The organism is Elusimicrobiota bacterium (genome assembly GCA_041660925.1).
Taxonomy (GTDB): Bacteria; Elusimicrobiota; Elusimicrobia; order UBA1565; family UBA1565; genus JBAZUV01.
In genome coordinates this window covers 50728-71979 of record JBAZVI010000012.1, presented here as the reverse complement: position 1 = coordinate 71979, position 21252 = coordinate 50728, and the positions used below count along the sequence as shown (strand labels likewise).

Annotated in this window: 1 protein-coding gene (only partly in view); it reads right to left on the bottom strand. The window is 67.5% G+C overall.

On the bottom strand, positions 1-21252 hold part of the coding region annotated (locus WC969_14395; protein ID MFA6031043.1) for a LamG-like jellyroll fold domain-containing protein (this coding region is incomplete at its 3' end). The annotated region is longer than the window, extending 14982 nt past the left edge and 17461 nt past the right edge; 21252 of 53695 annotated nt are visible.

Here is a 21252-nt window from a genome sequence, read left to right as displayed (position 1 = left end):
CGCCGCTGCCTCCGTCATAGTCCGAGACGATGACCTGATTGAGTCCCGAGGTCCTCGTCTTGACCCATGCCGAGATCGTGAAGTCGTCCTGAAGATTCAGCGCCGGGCGATAGGGAACCTCGACGAAGTGGCTGCTCCCGTTGAAGGACAGGGCGTTGCCGTACCTCCCTGCCGTCCAGGTGGCGCCGACCACCGTCCCTGAGAGCGCGTCCGTCGAGGCCTCGAGCGCGACGCTGCCGGAGGACTCGTCGAGATGCCACTGCGCGACCAGGCCCTGGGGCAGGGTGGTCGACGCGAGCAGGCCCGCATGCAGGTCCTGGACTCCGACGCGGACGCTCACGACGTTCGAGGTCAGGTAGAGCCCGTAGGGCAGGGCGTTCCAAGGGCCGGTCGCCGGCGCCGTGGAGACCTGCGGCAAGGTGAGGGTCGGGGAGGCCGTGTCCACGACGAAGCTCCAGGCCTCCGACCAGCGGCTCGGATTGTTGGTTCGGCGCACGCGCCAGTAGTAGGTCGCGGCGTTGGTCAGTACGTTCGTCGAGACGTAGTATTGGGCGGCCGTCGCGGAGTCCGCGATGACCAGCGCGAAGCCGGGATCCAGGGCGACCTGCACGACGGTGTTCCCGAGCGTATGCGAGGACCAGAACAGGGCGGGCGTCGTCGTGCTCACGTAGGCGCCGTTCTCGGGAGCCTGCGGGGCGGAGATGGGCATCGTGTCCACGAGGACGGCGTAGGGGCCGGCGAGCCGGACGTTGCCCGCGAGGTCGGTCACGTGGAAGAGGACCTGGTTGGAGGCGCCGCAGGGCCAGACGCCGGCGCAGACCGTCGAGTTCGTCGAAGAGGTCAGCGTCAGGCCGCGGGCGTTCAGGGTCTCGGTCACGCGGCTCCCGTTGACGCCGCTGAACGTCGCCGAGGAGAGCGGCGAGAGCGCGAGGACGTCGCCGTCGCCGGCCAGGCTGCCTTGGCCCACATAGAGCCGGCCGTTGTACGCGTTGAGCGCGTTCATGCGGTAGCGGGCCCCGTCGTAGGCGGTGCTCCAGGTCCCGGTGTCGAGGACGAGGACGTCTCCTTCGCCGGCGGCGCCGCCCTGGCCCGCGTAGAGGCGGCCGTTGAAGGCCGTCAGCGCATAGATGTTGTTCTTCGTGCCCTCGAAGGAGGTCGTCCAGGAGGTCCCGTCGTAGACGAAGATCTTCCCGCTGCCGGGGGCCGTGCCCTGGCCGGCGTAGAGCTTCCCATCGTAGACCGCGAGACTCTCGATGGCTTCCTTGGAGCCGTCGAAGGAGGGCGACCAGCCGCCGCCGTCGAAGACGAGGATGTCGCCGTCGCCGGAGTTCATGCCCTGGCCGGCGTAGAGGCGGCCGTTGTAGGAGGCCAGCGTGTAGATCGACTCCTGAGCGCCGTCGTAGGCCCGGCTCCAGTCGCCCTGGTCGCAGGTGTTCGCCGTCGCGGTGACGCCCGGGTCGCAGACCAGTACGTCGCCGCTGCCCGCCAGGGTGTAGCCCATGCCGGCGTAGAGGCGGTTGTTGTGCACGGTGAGCGCGAAGACGGCGTCGTAGCTCGTGTTGTAGGCGCTCGACCAGTCGCCGGCCTCGCAGGAGTCCGCGGCGCCCGTGGTCTCCGGGCGGCAGACGAGGACGTCGCCGTCACCGCTGCTCGTCCCCAGGCCGGCGTAGAGGCGGCCGTTGAAGGAGGCCAGCGACCAGACGGACTCCTGGGTCCCGTTGTAGCTCACCGTCCAGTCGCCGGGGTCGCAGTAGTCCGGCGCCCCGCTCGTCTTCGGGTCGCAGACGAGGACGTCGCCGTTGCCGGCGGTCGTTCCCATGCCCGAGTAGATCCGACCGTTGAACGAAATCAGCGCGAGCACCTGCTCATAGACGGCGCTCTCATAGGAGACTGTTTGGACGTCGCGCAGCCAGCTGCGGCCGGCGTCGGAGGAGAACATCACGCCGAAGCCCGTCGCGGCGGCGGTCGAGACCGGCCAGGCCCAGGTGCTCACCGAGAGGCCCGAGAGCTCGTCGCTCAGGCGCAGCTGGACGGTGACTCCGTTGATGACGTCGGCGTATTGGGCTTCGCCGACGAGGCCGCTCGTCGAGCTCAGCGTGCCGAAGAGGCTCGGCGAGGGCGAGGAGAGGTCGAGGATGAAGCTCGAGACCGGCGACCAGGGGCTGACGGTGCGCAGGTTGCTCATCGCCCGCACGCGCCAGTAGTAGGTGGCGCCGGAGGTCAATGTGACGGTCGAGACGTACTGGCCGTCGCCGCGGACCGTCACCGTGCTCAGCAGGACCGTGGGGGTGGAGATGGAAAGAACGATGTTCGCGGGTCCGAAGGACGGATCCGCGCTCGAGACCTGGAGATAATAGGAGGCGCCGACGCCGAGCCCGGCGACGAGCATCGTGCTGGGCGCGACCCAGTAGTAGTTGGGCTGGACGTTGACGTAAGAGCCGTTGCCCGGGTAGGCAGGCGTCGAGACCGCGATCGGCGCCACGGTGTCGACGAGGAGCGCGTACGGGCCGAGGCTCACCGGACGGCCCGAGTAGTCGCTGGCGGCGAAGGCGACCTGGTTGGTCGCTCCGCAGGGGGCGCCGGTCCCTCCGCAGGTCTGCGTGTTCGTCGAGACTCCGAGGTTGAGGCCGCGCGTGACGAGGCTCTGCGGAGAGGTCGTGGTGTCGGTGCCCGTCATCGAGGACAGGAGCACGGGGGTGAAGGCGAGCGCGTCTCCGTTGTTCACGGCGCTGCCCATGCCCAGCCAGAGCTTGTTGTCGTAGGAGAAGAGGGTTCGCAGCTCCTCGTGGGTGCTGTCGTTGTAGGCCATGCGCCAGCTCTTCCCGTCGTAGACGAAGAGGTCGGCGTCTCCGAGCGTCAAGCCTTGTCCGGCGAAGAGCAGGCCGTTGTGGACCGCGAGGGCGTTGACGGCTTCCTGGGCGCCGGTGTAGCTCGTCTGCCAGGCGGAGCCGTCGTAGACCAGGACGTTCCCGTCGCCGACCGCGGCGCCGCGCGTTCCGGCGTAGAGCTTGTCGCCGTAGACCGTGAGGTCGCCCATCTGGGTGATGTTCGCGCCCCCGTCCCAGGTCTTCGTCCAGGTGGAGCCGTCGAATACGAAGACGTCGCCGGCGCCGGCACCTCCGGTCTGCCCGCCGTAGAGGCGGCCGTTGTAGACGGCCAGCGAGGTGAAGCCGGTCTGTCCGCCGTCGAAGCTCGGGGACCACGAGCTTCCGTCGTAGACCATGATGTCGCCTTCGCCGGCGGCGCCGTTCTGTCCGGCGAAGAGTTTGCCGTTATAGACGGCCAGGGACATGATGGCCGCTTTGGTGCCGTTGTAGCTGACGCTCCAGTCGCCCTGCTCGCAGAGCGTCGGGTCGCCGGTGAGGACCGGGTCGCAGACGTAGACCTTGCCGTTGGGCGCGACCGAACCCTGGCCCGCGTAGAGCTTGCCGTTGTAGCCCGCGAGCGGCCAGAAGCCCTGTCCCGTGCCGTTGTAGCTCGACACCCAACCCGTGCCGTTGTAGCGGAAGATGACTCCGTCGTTGCCCGCTCCGCCCCACTGCGTCGCGTAGAGCTGGCCGTTGAAGCTCGCGAAGCCGAGCACGTAGCTCTTGGCGCCGTCCAGGCTCGTGGCCGCGCTGCCGATGTTCCAGGTCGCCCCGGCGTTGGTCGTGTACTGCACCATGAAGCCGCCGGGAGCGAAAGGCATGCTGCCCGGGACGCCGCTCGTGCTCACGAGGAGGCCCGAGAAGCCGTCTTCGACGCGCAGCTGCGCGGTGACGCCGACGGCGACGTCGTTGAAGTCCGACTCGGTGAGCAGCATGCCGGTCGAGGAGCGGTAGCGGTAGGTCGACGCGGTGGGGGAGGCCGAGTCGATGAGGAAGCTCACCGGCTCCGACCACGGGCTGGAGAGGCCGTTGGAGGCGTAGGAGCGCAGGCGCCAGTAGTAGGTCGCTCCGGAGGCGAGCGTGAAGGTCGAGATGTAGGTCGCGTCGTCGTTGGCGAGCGACATGTTCTGGTTGAAGGAGGGCGTCGAGATGCTGATGACGATGTTCGCGTCGTTGAAGTCGTAGTCGTTGCTCGAGACCTGGACGTAGTACTTGCCGTTGGGGCCCATGGCCGAGACCGTCGCCGCGTTCGGGCCGTACCACGCGAAGTTGGGCTGATAGGGGACGAAACTGCCGTTGGCGGGGAGGGTCGGCGTTGCGCTGAGCACCTGGGTCAGGGTGTCCACGTAGATGACGTAGGTCGCCGTCGCGACGAGGCCGGCGTAGTCGGCCAGGGAGACGGCGACCAGGTTCGTCCAGGCGAGCGGCGCGGTGGAGTTGATGAGGGAGAGCCCGTCGAGCTGGAGCGTGCGCACCGCCTTGTCGGTGTTGTTCGGGGTGGAGAGGGTGACGCTCTGCGTCGAGACCGGCAGCCAGGTGAGGCCGCCCGTCGTCGAGTAGCGGACGTCGAAGGCGTTGCCGCGCTCGTGGGCGGCGAGCTGGTCGCTCTGGTAGTCGGCCTGGATCTGGTAGGAGGAGCGGGGGACGTTGAAGAGGCGGACCTCATCGAGGTCCCCGTCGAACTGGGTTCCCGCGCTCTCGGTGCCGTACGCGCCGATGACCGTCTGCTGGCCTGAGCCGACGTTCGCGCCGCGCGTCGTCTTATAGACGAGGATGCCGTCCTTGTAGAAGTAGATGTAGCCGGCGGCGAGCGTCACGGCGACGTGATGCCAGGCGTTGTCCTGGATGTTGATGTTCGGCGTCGAGGTCCAGCCGTTGTTCCAGAGACTGATGTCGCCGGTGAGGTTCACGCCGAGAGAGAAGATGTAGCCGCCGGTGGCGCCGTTGTAGTTCGACAGGATGACCTGGTTGCCGACGTTCGTGCGCGTGCGGACCCAGGCTTCGATGGTGTAGTTGTCGAGGATGTTGAGCTCGGCGCGATAGGGGATGCGGATGAAGTTGCTGCGGACGCGGTTGAGGTTGAGGGCGCTGCCGACGCGTCCGAGCGTCGTGGTCGGGGTGTTGACGATGTAGCCGTTGTAGTCGTTGCCCGAGGCGTCGAGGGCGACGCTGCCCGAGGATTCGTCGAGGTGCCACTGCCCGAGGAGGCCCTGCGGGACGCCGGTCGAGGCCATGAGGCCCGCGAGCGCGTCCTGGACGCTCAGGCGCAGGGAGACGACGTTCGAGGAGACGTAGAGCGTCGTCGGGAGGTCGGTCCAGGGGCCGTCGGAGGCGGTCGAAACCTGCGCGCCGTAGAGGCTCGGCGTGCCGATGTCCACGATGAAGGTGCGTGAGGGGGACCAGTTGAAGCGCGCGGAGTTCTTGACGCGCCAGAAGTAGGTGGTGGAGGGCGAAAGGGGGAGCGGGTAGGCGAGGTAGTTGTTCGCCGTCGTCGAGTCGATGGACTGCAGCGAGAAGTCCTCGTACGGCGAGACCTGGACCTGCGCGGAGTTCCCCGCGTACCACTGCAGGGCGGGCGTGGTCGTGGAGACGTAGGCGCCGTCGTCGGGACCCAGGATCGCGGGAGGGGAGTCCACCCAGACGGAGTAGGTCGCCGTTGCGACGTTCCCGGCGTAGTCGGAGACCGAGAAGGAGACGAGGTTCGTGGACGCGCCCGGGGCCGTGGAATTGACCAGGGACATGTTGTCGGCCTCGATCGTCTGCTGGGCCTTGTCCGTGTTGACGCCGCCGAGCGAGACGTTGTTCGTTGAGACGACGAGCCAGGTGACGCCGCCGTTGGTCGAATAGCGGACCTGGTAGGCCTCGGAGCGGTTCTGGGCGCGCAGCACGCCGCTCTGATAGTCCGACATGATCTCGGCTGAGGAGCGCGGTACGCTGAAGAGGCTCACCTCGTCGAGGTCTCCATCGAAGGTGGTGGCGCCGTTCTCCGTGCCGTAGGCGCCGATGACCGTCTGGCCGCCGACCGCGTTCGCCCCGCGCGCCGCGCTGTAGCGGTAGACGCCGTCCAAGTAGAAGTGGACGAAGCCGCCGGTCAGCACCGCGGCGACGTGGTGCCAGGCGCCGTCGTTCACGTTGAGGTTCGGCGTATTGATCCAGGCGCCGTTGTAGAAAGCCAGCATGCCGGCCGACGGGTAGTTCAGCTCGAAGATGTAGCCGTTTCCGTTATAGTTGGAGAGGATGCAGAGCTCTCCGACCGCGGAGCGCGTGCGGACCCAGCCCTCGACCGTGTAATCGTTGAGGACGTTGAGCGCGGGCTGGCTGGGGATGCGGACGAACTGGGTGCGGGCGCGGTTGAGGTTGAGCGCGGTGCCGAAGCGCCCTGTCGTGTAGGTCGCACCGTTGACGAGATAGCCGTGGGCTCCGTTGGTTGAGGCGTCGACGACGAGGTTGCCGGAGGATTCGTCGAGGTGCCACTGCCCGACGAGGCCCGTCGGAGGCCCGGTCGCGACCATGAGGCCCGCGAGGGGGTCCTGGACCTTGACGCGGACGCTCACCGTGTTCGACGACGCGTAGAGGGAGGGGATCGCGTACCACGCCGTCGTCAGGGGCGCGGTGCTGAACTCGGGCGTCGAGAAGGTCGGGGAGCCCAGGTCCACGACGAAGGAACGCGCCGTCGACCAGTTCGGCGAGCCGGCGTTGCGGATGTGCCAGTAGTAGGTCGCCGCGCCGGGCAGCGGGGTCGGCACGGCGGCGGTCGCGGCCCAGGTCGTCGAGTCGATGACGATGCCTCCGAAGCCGGAGTCCGTGGCGACCTGGAGCTGGACCTGTGAGTTGACGAAGGGCTGCCAGCGGAAGACCGGCGTGGTCGTAGAGACGAAATCTCCGTCGACGGGCTGGAGTTGGGTCGGGGGGCTGTCCACGAGCACCGCGTAGGGGCCGTAAGCCGTGGCGTTCCCGGCCAGGTCGCTGAAGTAGAACAGGACCTGGTTGGTGGCTCCGCAGGCCTTGAGGTTGCCGCCGCAGGTCGTCGCGTTCGTCGAGATGACCAAGTTGAGCTGCGAGGAGAGCGTCTGCGGGGAGGTCGTCGCGTCGCTCCCGGTCAGCGTCGTCGTGGCCGAGGGGGCGAAGAACATCATGTTGCCCAAGCCCGCGCTCGAGCCGGGGCCGATGTAGAGGCGGTGCTTCCAGGGGTAGAGGAAGCGGATCTCGTCGTGCTGTCCGTTGTAGACGACCGTCCAGGTGCTGCCGTCGAAGGCGTAGACGTCGCCCTGACCGGCGCCGACCTGGCCGGCATAGAGCCGGCCGTCCATGGTCGCCAGCGAGCGGAAGCCCGTGCCGGGGGCCCTGAACGTCTGGGACCAGGACTGGCCGTCGTAGGTGAGGATGATGGCCGAGTTGGCGGCGTTGGCGTAGTATCCGCCCGCGTAGAGCTTCCCGTCGTAGACGGCGAGGCCGTCGAGGAAGTAGATGGCGGGCGCGGGGACGTAGCTCTTCGACACCGCGCTCCCGTCGTAGACGTAGATCTCGTTGGGGTTGTACTGTGCGGCGAAGAGCCGGCCGTTGTAGGTCTCGAAGTTGTAGAAGCCGAACCCGGGGGCCGTATAGAGGATGGTCCAGGAGAGGCCGTCGAAGACGTAGATCGTGGCGCCGCTGGCCGCGCCCGTGTAGCCGGCCGCGTAGAGCTTGCCGTTGTAGACCTTGAGGTCCATGACGATGGTGCCGATCCCGGTCGCGCTCGTCGTCCAGTCGCCGGCGTCGCATTGCGTCGCGTCGCCGCTCGTCGCCGGGTTGCAGACATAGACGTAGCCGGAGGCGCCGCCGTGACCGGCGTAGAGCTTGCCGTTGTATTCGGTCATCGCCCACGCGTAGCTGTTCCCTGCGCCGCCGCCGAAGCTCGTCGTCCAGTCGCCCGGCTCGCAGGCGTCCGGGTCGCCGCTCGTGCCGGGGTTGCAGACGTAGATGTAGTTCTGGTTCGCGGCCGCGCCGACGCCCGCGTAGAGGCGGCCCCTGTGCTCCTGGTAGGTGAAGGTGTAGGCGAGGCCGTGCGCGTAGCTCGTCGCGACGTTGCCGTCCTGCCAGGTCTGGCCGGCCGAGGTCGAGTAGCGGACCCAGAAGCCGCTGGGCGGGACGTCGAAGTTGAGGGGGAGCGCCCAGGTCGAGACGAGAAGCCCGGAGACCGCATCCTGTACCGTGAGCTGGACGGTCGCCCCGATGAGGGTGTCGGTGTACTGGCTTTCGGTCAGCAGGGACATCGCCGAGTTCCGGCTCCCGTAGTCGGAGCCGGTGGGCGAGGAGTAGTCCGTGACGAAGCTGAAGGCGTCCGACCAGGGGCCGTAGTTCCCGTTGCGGTTGTAGACGCGCGTGCGCCAGTAGTAGGTGGAACCCGGAGCGAGGGACGTCGTCGAAAGATAGAGAGCGTCGTCGCGGTAGTAGGGGACGGTGAGGGCGCTGTAGACCGGCGTCGTGACGGAGACGACGATGTTCCCCGCGGCGAAGCCCGCGTCGTCCTTGGCGACCTGCAGGTAGTAGCTCGCGGCGTTGATGAGCGAGCCCATCGCCGAAGCGCTCGAATAGGGCACGCCGGTCCACATGAAGTTGGGCTGGAGGTTGACGTAGCTGCCGTTGAGCGGATACGTCGGCGTGGTGTAGGCGACCGGGGTCAGCGTATCCACCAGGATCGCGTACATCGCGGTGGAGACGTTCCCCGCGTAGTCGGCGACGCTGACCGCGACGAGGTTCGTCCCCGCCAGCGGGAGGGTGGAGCAGACCAGCGCGATCCCGTCCGCCTGGAGGATCTGCAGACTCCTGGCGGCGTTGTTCCCCGAGAGCGTGACGTTGGGCGTCGAGACGGCCAGCCAGGTCGTGCCGCCGTTGGTCGAGTAGCGGACCTGATAGGGCTGCGCGCGGTTGTGGGCCGTGAGCTGGTCGTAGAGGTAGGAGGAGACGACCTCTCCGGTCGAGAGCGCGCGGTTGTAGACGGAGACCTCGTCGACGTCCCCGGTGTAGTACTGGCCGACGCTGTATTGATTGCCGATGGTCACCGGGCTGACGATGTTGAAGGCGGCGCCTGCGATGGACGCGTGTGTGGCGATCATGACGCCGTCGACGTAGGCACGGTACTGGTCGCCGTTCGTGCGGCTCACCGCCAGGTGGTGCCACGCGCCGTCGTTGAGGAGCTTGCCGCGCGCGAAGCAGCCGCCGGTGGCGTTGTCGTGGCTGTCGCACCACTCGAGCTGGTTGCCGTTGAGGTTGAGGGCCCAGTAGTTGGTGCCGTCCTGTTGGTTGACCAGGCGCCGGCGCCCGGCCCCGGCGTCGGTGGTGCGGATCCAGGACATGAGGGTGTAGTCGCCGAGGATGAAGGTGTTGTTGTCGGAGACCTGGACGTACTGGCTGATCCCGTTGAGGCGGAGAGCTCCGCCGCGGCGGCCGCTCACCCAGCCGGGGTTTCCGATCAGGGTGCCGTGGAAGTCGCTGCTGGAGGAGTCGAGGGTCATGGTCCCGGACGCCTCGTCGAGGTGCCACTGGGCGACGAGGCCCTGCGGGAGCCCGGTCGAGACCATGAGCCCGGCGGCCGGGTCCTGGACGTCCACGCGCACGCTCACGACCTGGGTGTCCATGTAGACCATCGAGGGCAGCGTCCACCACGGACCGACGCCCGGGGCGGTGCTGACGCGGGCGTTGAGGAGAGCAGGGGAGTCGACGTCGACGACGAAGCTCCAGACCGTCGACCAGTTCGGGTTCGACGGGACGCGCAGGCGCCAGTACCAGGTCGTCCCGAGCGCCAACGGCTGCGGGTACTTCACCCCCTGATAAGGAGCGCTCGTGGTCGTGTCGATGTCCACCGAGCCGAAGGCCGGGTCGTCGTCGACCTGAAGCTGGGTCGGTGCGTGGATCTGCGAGATCCAGGCGAACGAGGGGGTCGTCGTCGAGACGTAGGCGCCGTCGATCGGCTGCTGCTGAGCCGGCGGGCTGTCCACGCGGACGGCGTAGGGGCCGAGCTGGGCGGAGGTCCCGGCGTAGTCCACGACTGAGAAGATGACCTGGTTGGTCGCCGCGCAGGGGGCGGAGCCGCCGCAGGAGACCGCGCCGGTCGTGACGACGAGCTGGAGGTTCGTCGCGCTCAGCGTCTGCGCGGCGGTCGTCTGGTCGGCCCCCGTGAGCGTCGCCGTCGAGGCGAGAGTCATGACGAGGAGATCGCCGTTGTTGGCGACATTCCCCTGGCCGAAATAGAGGCGGTCGTTGAAGGTCGCCATCTGCCAGAGGAGCTCGGTGTTGTTCTCGAAGACCCGGGTCCAGGTCGAGCCGTCCCAGGTGAAGAGCGCGCCGGCGTTGGCCGACTGACCCTGCGTCGCGAAGAGCAGCCCTTTGTAGGGGAGAAGGTTCATGAAGCCTTCTTTCGGGCTCTTGAAGGTCACCGCCATGGCCGCGCCGTCGTAGGTCATGGCCACGGTCTTGTCGGCGGCGCCGTAGTAGGCGAGGTGGAGCTTGTTGTTATAGGGCGCGATGCCGAAGATGTAGGTGGCGCTCGGGTGGTGATAGACGAGCGTCCAGGTGCTGCCGTCGAAGGCGTAGAGGTCGGCCAGCGTGTTGCCGGTGCCCGCGTAGAGCTTTCCGTTGTAGACGCCGAACGAGCGCAGCTCCTGCGCGGGAAGGACCGTGCTCGTGCTCCAGCTCACTCCATCGTAGACGGCGATGACGGCGTTGCCCAACGCGCCGCCGCCGAATCCCGCGTACAGCTTCCCGTTGTAGGCCTGCAACGAGGCCGTGAAGTTCTGGTTGCTGCGGTAGGAGAGCGCCCAGTCGCCGACCTCGCAGACCGTCGCGGCGCCCGTCAGCGCCGGGTCGCAGACGTAGACGTCGCCGGTGTTCGCGGCGCTGCCCTGGCCGGCATAGAGCTTCCCGTCGAAGGCATGGAGGGACCAGATGCCGTTCTTGGTACCGTCGAAGCTCTGGCTCCAGTCCCCGACGTCGCAGAGCGTCGCGTCTCCCGTGAGCGCCGGGTCGCAGACGTAGACGTCGCCGTCTCCGAGAGTGGCGCTGTAGAGGCCGGCGTAGAGGCGGTCGTTGAAGGCCGTGACGCCCATCACGTAGGTCTTCGTCGTGTCGAGGCTCACGGTCGCCCGGCCGATGTTCCAAGACTGGCCCGCGCTCGTCGAGTAGCGGACCAGCGCGCCCGCGCCGGGGGCGGAGACGAGGTCGAAAGGTCGCGCCGCGCTGCTCGTCATGAGGCCCGAGACCGGCTCGGAGACGTTGAACTGGACGGTGGCCCCGCGCAGGACATCGATGTATTGCCCTTCGTTGAGGAGGGCGCCGGCGGAGTCGAGCGCCTTGTACGCGTTGCCCGTGGGGACCTGGTAGTCGAGCTGGAAGCTCTGAGCCGCCGACCAGTTGCCCAGCGTCCCGCCCATGCCGCGCGCGCGCACTCTCCAGTAGTAGGTCGTGCCGTGTGAGAGGAGGTTGTAGGAAGAGATGTAGATCGCGTCATCGGCGTTGGTCCCCTGGTTGTTCGCCCACATCGGCGTCGAGATGGAGAGGACGATGTTTCCGGCCCCGAAGGTCGGGTCGTCGTCGGCGACCTGGAGGACGTAGCTCGCCGAGGAGCCGCCCGCGCCCCAGACCGCGGCGGAGGGGGGGCCGGACCAGGCGAAGTTCGGCTGGGTGCTCACCCAGACGCCGTCGATGGGATAGCGCGGGAGCGCGACGAGCGAGGGGGTGAGCGTGTCGACGAAGACCACGAAGGAGGCGGTGGCGGGGTTGCCCGCGTAGTCGGAGACGGAGAATCCGACCAGGTTCGTGCCGGCGAACGGGCCCGTGGAGCAGACCACCGGGATGCCGTCGGCCTCGAGGGTGACGACGCCCTGGTCGCGGTTGAGCGACGAGTCCGACGAGAGCACCGCGGTCGAGACCTGGACCCAGGTCACGCCCGCGTTCGTGCTGTAGAGGACGGCGTAGGCCTTCCCCTTCGAGAAGGCGGAGAGCTGGTCGGCTTCGTAGTCGGCGAGGATCTCGGCGGAGGAGCGGACGACGCCGAAGACGCGGACCTCGTCGATGAGTCCGGAGAAGTGGTTCGTCGAGTTGCTCCACGCGCCGATGATCGTCGCGCCGGGGGAGGTCGCCGGGCCTCCGGCGGTCACCGAGCTGCGCCAGACGCCGTCGACGTAGTAGTCGTGGCGGCCGCCGCCGACGCTGAGCGCGACGTTGTGCCAGACGTTGTCGTTGAGCTTCGTGCCCGTCGCCGACTTGGTCGCGCCGTTGGACCAGAAGTAGAGGTCTCCGGCGGCCGGCAGGTTCAGGCCGAAGCCGTAGCCGTTGTTCGCCGCCGTCCAGTTCGAAACGATGACCTCGTTGGTGCCCAGGGCGGTCTTCACCCAGGCGCTGATCGTGAAGTTGTCGCGCAGGTCCAGGAGGCCCGAGGCGGGGATCATGGCGCGCTGGGTCGTGCCGTTGAGCTGGAGGGCGGCGCCGCGGCGGCCGGAGACCCAGACGGGGGCTCCGACGGTGCCGCCGTTCAGCGCGTTCGTCGAGGCGTCCAGGACGCTGGCGCCGGAGGACTCGTCGAGGTGCCAGAGCGCGAGGAGACCGTTGGGGACGCCGGTGGAGAGCATGAGGCCCGAGAGCGTGTCGCGGACCTTGACCCGGACGGAGACCACCGTGGTCGCCATGTAGACCTGGCTGGAGAGGTCGAGCCAGGGCTCGTCGACGGTGTCGCTGGTGACCTGGGCCGCGTAGATGGAGGGGCTGCCGACGTCGACGACGAAGGAGCGGGGCGGAGCCCAGTTGCCGAGGCCCGAGTTGCGCGCGCGCCACCAGTAGGTCGCGCCCTCCGACAGCGGCTGCGGCTGCTGAAGGGAGGCGCTGCGGGTCGTCGAGTCGACGACCACCGAGGAGAAGTCGGCGTCGGAGGCGATCTGCGCCTGCGTCAGCGGGACCGGCCGCCACGCGAGCATCGGGGTCGTCGTCGATACCCAGGCGCCGTCCGCCGGCGCGAGGAGCGGCGGGTGAGTGTCGATGTAGACGACGAAGGTGCGGGTGGCGACGTTCCCGGCGTAATCCGAGACCGCGAGGGAGACCCGGTCGAGGGTCGACCACGGCCCCGTCGAGTTGACGAGCGGGATGCCGTCGACCTGGATCGTGCGCAGGGTCTTGTCGGCGTTCGTGCCGTCCAGCGTCACGGTCCAGGTCGAGGCCGGCAGCCAGCTCACGCCGCCCGTCGTCGAGTACGAGACGGAGTATGCCTTCTCGCGGGCGAACGCGCCGAGGCTGTCGGCCTCATAGTCCGCGAGGATCTGCGCGGTGGTGAGCGCGACGTTGTAGAGCCGCACTTCGTCGATGGCTCCGTTGAAGGGCACGGTCGCGTTGCCGGCGGCGCCGATCTCGAGGCGCTGAGTCGACGCGATCCCGGCCGGCGCCGCGACAGCGCCGCGGAAGCCGCCGTCGAGGAAGAGGTTCACCGCGCCGTTGGACACCGAGGCCGCGAGATGGTGCCACTTGCCGTCGTTAGGGAACACTCCGGGAATCGTGCGATTTCCGTTGCCGTGATACAGGGTGATGTCTCCCAACGCGACCTGGTTGACGCGGAGGATGAAGCCGCCGGTCGCGCCGTTGAAGTTGCCGAGGATGTTCTGGTTGAGCGCAGGGGTCTTGGTGAGGAACCAGGCCTCGACGGTGTAGTTGTTCGTCAGGTTGAAGTCGGGCCGGTAGGGGATCTCGACGCGCTGGGTGCGGGCGCCGTCGAACCAGAGGGCGCTCCCGCGGGCCCCCGCGGTCCAGGTCGAGATCGTCGTCCCCGCAAGCGTGCCATGGAAGCCGTTGGTCGAGGCGTCGAGGGCCATGGCACCGGTGCTCTCGTCGAGGTGCCAGAGGCCGACGAGGCCCTGCGGCAGACCGGTGGAGGTCATGAGTCCCGCGAGCGGGTCCTGGACGCTCATACGCACCGAGACCACGGTCGTATCCATGTAGACCTGCGAGTTCAGGTCGAGCCACACCCCGTTGACGGAGTCGCTCGAGACCAGCGGCGTCGTGAAGGTCGGGGAGGCCAGGTCCACGACGAAGGTCCGGACCAGGGACCAGTTGTCGTTCGCCGCGGCCTTGCGCACGCGCCACCAGTAGGTCGTCCCTTCCTGCAGGCCGACGGGGCTGTAGGCGTAATAGTTCGAGGTCGTGGAACTCATGTCGATGAGCGTGAAGCCCGCGTCGCGAGCGGCCTGCACCTCGTGCGGGCCTCCGGTCATGGGGCCCCAGGAGAAGGTCGGGCCGGTCGTGCTGACGTACGCGCCGTTGACGGGGGCGATGAGCGAGGGCGGCGCGACGGTGTCGACGAGGACGACGAAGGCCGAGGTGGCGACGTTTCCGGCGTAGTCCGAGACGCTCAGTCCGACGATGTTCGTGGGCGCCGCCGGGAAAGTGGAGTTGACCAGCGAGATGCCGTCGGCCTGAACGCTCGCGTAGCCGGTCTCTCGGTTGGAGAACGAGGAGAAGGTGAGGTTCTGGGTCGAGACGTGCAGCCAGGTGACGCCGCCGTTGGTGGAATAGACGACGTCGTAGGTCTTGCCGGCGTACTGCGCGGCGAGTTGGTCGGATTGATACTCGGTCAGGACCTGTGCGGTCGTGAGGGCGACGCTGTAGAGCCGGACCTCGTCGATGACGCCGGTGAAGACGACCGCGCCGTCGTAGCGGCGGCCGATCTCGAGCGGGTTGACGATGTCGATGGGGGAGCCGGCTCCGGCCGTCCGCGTGCCGATGACGACGCCGTCGAGGTAGTAGGTGAAGCGGTTGCCGCTCTCGTGAGACATCGCCAGGTGGTGCCAGGCGTTGTCGTTGACGGTCGGTCCGATGACGTCGCAGCCGCCGAAGCGGATGTCGCAGAAGCGCGGGCGGTTGTCCTGCAGGGTCAGCTGCCAGTAGTTCGTGCCGTCCTGATGGCTGACGAGGCGTCGCTGGCCGGCTCCCGCGTTGGGGGTCTTGAACCAGGCTTCGACCGTGTAGTTGAGGAAGGTGAATTCCTTCGCGTCGGCGATGGTCACATGATGCCCGGCGCCGTCGAAGTTCAGCGCGTAGCCCTTGCGGCCCTGGACCCAGGTCATCGTACTGGGCACGAAGCCGTGATGTGCCTGGGTCGAGGCGTCGAGCGCGACCATCCCGGTGGATTCGTTGAAGTGCCACATGCCCACCAGGCCCTGGGGCGGGCCGCTGGTGACCATGAGACCCGACTCGACATCCCGGACGCTCCAGCGCATGGAGACGACGTTCGAGGTCATGTAGACCGTCGAGGTCGGCAGCGGCGTCCAGAGTCCTTCCGCCGGAGCCGTGCTCACCTGCGGGTCGGTGAGGGCCGGCGAGGAGAGGTCGATGACGAAGGAGCGGGTCGGACCCCAGTTCGCTGCGTAGGGGCCGTGGCGCACGCGCCAGTAGTGGGTCGTCGCCGGCAGGAGGCTCACGAGCGTGCTCGAGGAGAGGAAGTTGTGGCCGGTCGTGGAGTCGATGACGACCGAGGAGAATCCCAGGTCGGTCGCGACCTGGATCTGGGCGGAGGTCGCAGCGAACCAGGTGAACGACGGCTTTGCGGTGGAGACCCAGACGCCGTCGACGGGGACGTCCAGGGCGGGCGGGGTGTCGACGAGCACCGAGTAGGACGCGGTGGCGACGTTGCCCGCGTAGTCGCCGGCGGTGAACATCACGCGGTTGCTGAACGCCCAGGGGGCGGTCGAGTTCGGGACGTAGACCCCGTCGGCCTGGAGGATGCCGACGGACTGGTCGCGGTTCTCGGTCGACGTGAAAGATACGGTGTCGGTCGAGAGGCTCACCCAGGTGAGACCGCTGTTGGAGGAGACCGAGACTCCGTAGGTCTTCCCGCGGAAGTGCGAGGCGAGCAGGTCGCTCTGATACGTGGCGAGGATCTCGTCGGTCGAAAGCGCGACGTTGTAGGCCCGCACCTCGTCGATGGCGCCGTTGAAGTACGCGCCGCCGTAGTAGGAGCCGATGGCGAAGCCGTTGGCGACGGAGGAGTTCGCCGGCGCGCCGGCCACGGCGCCGCGGAAGGCGCCGTCGAAGTAGTAGTTGAACGCGCCGTTGGCGACGACGAAGGCGACCTGGTGCCAGTTCCCGTCCGCCGGGTTGAGGTTCGGGATGCTCGTCCAGGTGGCGTTGGTCCAGAAGCCGACGGAGCCGACGACGGGGTAGTTGATCTCGCAGGTGAAGCCGTTCGCCGCCCCGGCGATGTTGCCGAAGAGGGCCTGCGCGGTGGACAGGGTCTTGGTCTTGAACCACGCGGAGACCGTGAAGTTCGTCCGGAGGTTGAGTTCCGGGCGATAGGGGAAGACCACCTGCTGGCTCAGGGCGGAGTTGAAGTTCAGCGCGCCGCCGCGGATGCCGGTCGTCCACGTCGAGACCGCCGTGCCGCCGAGCAGCCCCTGTATGGAATTGCTCGAGGAATCGAGCGTCATGACGCCCGAGGATTCGTCGAGGCGCCACCAGCCGACGAGTCCCTGAGGGACGCCGGTCGTCGCCATGATGCCGGAGTCGGCATCCTGAACGCGCACGCGCACGGTGACCGTCGAGGAGTCCGCGTAGTTCGTCATCGGGAACGGGTACCAGAGCGCGGCCGCCGTGTTCGTGGAGAACTCCGGCTGCGAGAAGACCGGGTTCCCGAGGTCCATGACGAAGGTCTGCGTGGACGACCAGGTCTCGTTGCCCGCCGTCTTGCGCACGCGCCACCAGTAGGTCGTCGCGTGCTGGAGCGGGGCGGTGGAGACGTAGAAGGTGTTCGTCGTGGTCGCCGTGCCCGCGACCACGCTCGTGAATCCCGCGTCCGAAGCGATCTGGACGCTGTGGTAGCCGCCGGTGTTCGGGGCCCAGACGAGGGTCGGGGTGCTCACGCGCACCCAGGTGCCGCTGAGCGGGCCGACCGGCGCCGGGGCGGGCACGGTGTCGACGAGGATGACGTAGGCCGAGGTCGAGATGTTCCCGGCGTAATCCGAGAAGGAGAAGGCGATGATGTTCGTCGCGGCGGCGGTCGCGGTGCTGTTGACGAGCGTGACGCTGCTAACGGAGAGCATCTCGACGCCCTTGCCGGTGTTGTAGCCGGTGAAGGCAACGTTCTGCGTCGAGACCGCCAGCCAGGTCATGCCGCCGTTGGTGGAGTAGCGCACCGAGTAGGCGGCGCCGCGGTCCTGCGCCCCCAGCTGGGAGGACTCGTAGTCGGCGAGAATCTGCGCGGACGAGCGCACGACGCCGTAGATCTGGACTTCGTCGAGCGCCCCGATCCAGTTATAGCTCGTGCCGTCGCCGTAGGCGCCGAGGACGGTCTGTATCGTCGAGGAGGGAACCTGGGAAGCGGTTCGGACCGAGTTGCGGCGCGTGCCGTCGACGTAGAACGTGACGGTGGTGTTGTCGTAGGTGACGGCGACGTGGTGCCAGCCGTTGTCGTTGACGATCGGATAGTCGCAGATGACGTATCCGTAGGTCGCCTGATAGAAGTAGACGCGTCCGGGATAGGAGGCGTGGTTGATGCCGAGGATATAGCCGACGCCGCCGGAGTAGTTCGAGATGAAGGTGTTGTAGTTCGTGGCGCTGTTCGTCTTGATCCAGGCAGAGAGTGTGAAATTGTCGCGCAGGTTCAGCTGCGGCCTATAGGGGATGCGGATGTTCTGATTCGAGCCGAAGAAGAGAGCCGGACCTACGCGCCCTCCGATCTCGATGGCGTCGTTGAAGATGGTGCCGTGGTATCCGTTGGTGGATGCGTCGAGCGCGACCCCGCCCGAGGATTCGTCGAGATGCCATTGGCCGATGAGCCCCTGAGGCAGCCCGGTGGACGCCATGAGGCCCGAGGTCTGATCGCGGAACCAGCCGCGAAGATGTACGACGTTCGAGGAGAAGTAGAGGGTGTCCGAGGGCACGTCGCTCCAGGTCGCGCTGTACGCATCGGTCGCGGCCTGCACGGCGTAGAAGTAGGTCGGGACGATGTCGACGACGAAGGAACGGACCTCGGACCAGTTGTCGGAGCGGCCGGGGGTCCGGCGCACGCGCCACCAGACCGTGGTGCCCTCGGTCAGGGCGTTCGATGAGATGTAGAACTGGTTGAAGGTGCTGGAGGCGGCGATGACCTGCGTGAAGCCGGGGTCGAGCGAGAACTGGACGGTATGATAGTTCCAGGACGTCGTCGACCAGGCGACGCTCGGAGTCGTCGTCGACACGTAAGCGCCGTTCTCCGGCCCGATGAGGACCGGAGCGGGGACCGTGTCGACGTTCACGATGAAGGTCATCGTGCCGACGTTGCCCGCGTAGTCCGAGGCGACGAAGGCTACGCGGTTCTGCGAGGAGTAGGTGTCCGAGGAGCCCACGAGTGGGATCCCGTCGGCTTGGAAGGTCCGCACGCCTTTGTCGGCGTTCGTGCCGGAGACGCTAACCGAGGCGGTCGAGACGTAGAGCCAGGTCAGGCCCGCGTTGGTCGTGTAGAGGACCGAGTAGGCCTCCCCGTCGCTCTGCGCGTGCAGCTGCCCGTTCTGCCAGGTCGAGACGATCTCCTCGGTCGTGCGTACGACGCGGTAGATCGAAACCTCGTCGATCTCTCCGTCGTAGAAGTTCCCGCCCCAGTACTGGCCGATGGCGGTCTGGTAGAGGGTGCTCGGGATGCCTCCGCCGGGGATGATCCCTCTGGGGATGCCGTCGATGAAGAGGTCCGCGACGTTCCCGCCGTAGAAGCGCAGGGCGAGGTGGTGCCAGCGGCCGTCGTTGATGCCGAGGCCGGTCCAGTTCCTCCAGGCGCCGTTGGTGTAGAAGCTGACCCCGCCGGCCGCGGAGCCGTTGGCGGTAAGCATGTAGCCGTACCAGGTCGAGACGCCGTCGTAGTAGCCGTCGGAGACGAGGGTCCGATAGGTCGCGACGGAGTTCGTGCGGAACCAGACCTCGATGGTGAAGTTGTTGATGAGGCGCAGGTTCTCCTGCGCCGGGATGATGACGTCCTGGTTCGTTCCGTTGAATTTAAGTCCCGAGCCGTGGGCGCCGGGGACCCATACCGGGCTGTTCCGGATCAGACCGTTGAGGGAGTTCGTCGAGGCGTCGAGGAGGACGCTCCCCGAGCTCTCGTCGAAGCGCCAGTGCGCGGCGAGGAAGGGCGGCAGGCCGGTGCTGACCATGAGCCCGGCGAGCGGGTCCTGGATCTGCGCGCGCACGCTCACGACATTCGTCGTCACGTAGACCGTCGGGCTGTCCCAGGGGCCGCTCGCCGGGTCCGTGGAGACCTCGGGGACCGCGATGTACGGCGTCGTGATGTCGATGATGAAGGACTGAACGCGCCAGTTGCCGCCCATCCCGGCGTTGCCGATGCGCCACCAGTAGGTCGTGCCTTGGGCGAGGGTCGCCGGGGTGATGAGATACTTGCCCTTCGTCGAGGAGTCGATGAGGATGGACGAGAAGTCCTCGTTGTCGTCGACCTGCACTAGGACGTCGGTACGCTCCGAATCCCAGGCAAGGACGGGGGTCGTGCTCACATAGGCGCCGTTCTCGGGGCCGACGACCAGCGGCGGCCGGTCGACGTAGAGGGAGTAGGTCGCGCTGGCGATGTTGCCCGCGTAGTCGGAGACCGCGACGGCCACGCGGTTGGTCTGCGCATAGGAACCCGTGCTGACGGTGAGCTGGATGTCGTCGGCTTGGAGAAGGGCGATCCCCTGGTCGCGGTTCTCCGTCGCGCTCAGGGTGATGCTGTTCGTCGAGAGCCAGGTCCAGCTTACGCCGGCGTTCGTGCTGTAGCGGACGCTGTAGCTTTTGCCGAGCGCGTAGGCGTTGAGCTGGTCGGCGTGGTAGTCGGCGGCGATCTGCGCGGAGGAGCGGACGAGGTTGAAGACGCGGACCTCGTCGATGGAACCCGGGAAATAGGTGGCGAGCAGCGGCCGCGTGCCGATGGTCGTCGGCTGGCCTGAACTGTTGATGTCGCTGCCGCCCACCGCCGCGCGGAAAGAGCCGTCTACGAAGAGGCGGGCGACCTTGGCGCCCGCGCCGCCGTTGTCGAGCGTGACGGCGATGTGGTGCCAATTCCCGTCGTTGATGCGCTGGTTCCCGAAGCCGCGCCAGGCCTGGGTCCAGAGGGCGACGTCTCCGGCCACGTTGACGTTCACGGCGAGGATGTAGCCGTTGGACGCGTTGTTGTACGTGGCGATGACCGTCTCCTGCGCCGCGCCGCTCGTCTTGATCCAGGCTTCGATCGTGAAGTTCGACGTCAGGTTGAGCGCGGCCTGGTAGGGGATGTTGATGTACTGGTTCGTGCCGTTGAGATTGAGCGTTGTGCCGCTCTTGCCGGGCGCCCAGACCGGGCTGTTCACGATGGTGCCGTGGTAGTCGTTGCCTGAGGAGTCGAGCGCGAGGATGCCTGAGGACTCGTCCATGTGCCATTGAGCGACGAGGCCTTGGAGCGGGCCGGTCGAGGCCATGAGGCCCGACAGGGAGTCCTGGACGTTCAGGCGCACGCTCACCACGTTCGAGTCGAGGTAGACCGCGTAGGGCAGGTTGTTCCAGGAACTCGTCGCCGGGCTCGTGGAGACCTGCGGGTTCGTGAAGACGGGGGAATCTGCGTCGATGACGAAGCTGTTGACGTCGCTCCAGTTGAAGCGGTTGGCGTTCTTCGTCCGCCAGTAGTAGGTCGTGTTCACCGAGAGCGCGGTCGGGTACGCGAAGTTGTTCCAGGTCGTCGAGTCTGCCGCGACGGAGCCGAAGCCGGCGTCGTCGTCGACCTGGACCTGGGTGAGGCCCGCGGTCCAGGAGAGGGACGGAGACACCGTCGAGACCCACGCCCCGTCGGCCGGGCCGGCGGCCGCGGGGGGGGAGTCGACCCAGACCATATAGGTCATCGTAGAGACGTTGCCGGCGATGTCGGCCGCGGAGACCGCCAGGAGGTTCGTGGCCGCGCCGACTGCGGTCGAGTTGACGACCGAGAGACTGTCGATCTGGAGCGTGAAGGCGTCCTTGTCGCCGTTGCCGCCCGCCGTGATGGAGATCGTGGGCGTCGAGACCGGCAGCCAGGTCGCGCCGCCCGTGGTCGAATAGCGCACCTCGAACGCGCGGCCGTCGTCATGAGCGGCGAGCCGGTCGCTCTGGTAGTCGGAGAGGATGTCCGCCGAGGAGCGGGCGACGTTGTAGAGTCTTGGTTCGTCGATCGCTCCCGGGAACCAGTAGTTGGCGGCGTAGAGAGTCCCGATGAAGGTCGGGACGGCCGAGGCGGTGACGTTGGCGGCGCCTCCGGCGGTGGAGCCGCGCCAGAGGCCGTCCACGTAGTAGTGGAAGAAGGGCGGGCTGACGACCACCGCGAAGTGGTGCCAGTTGCCGTCGTTGGACTTGATGCCGGGGACCGTCAGCCCGGTCCACGTGGCGGCGGTCCAGAAACTGAAATCGCCCG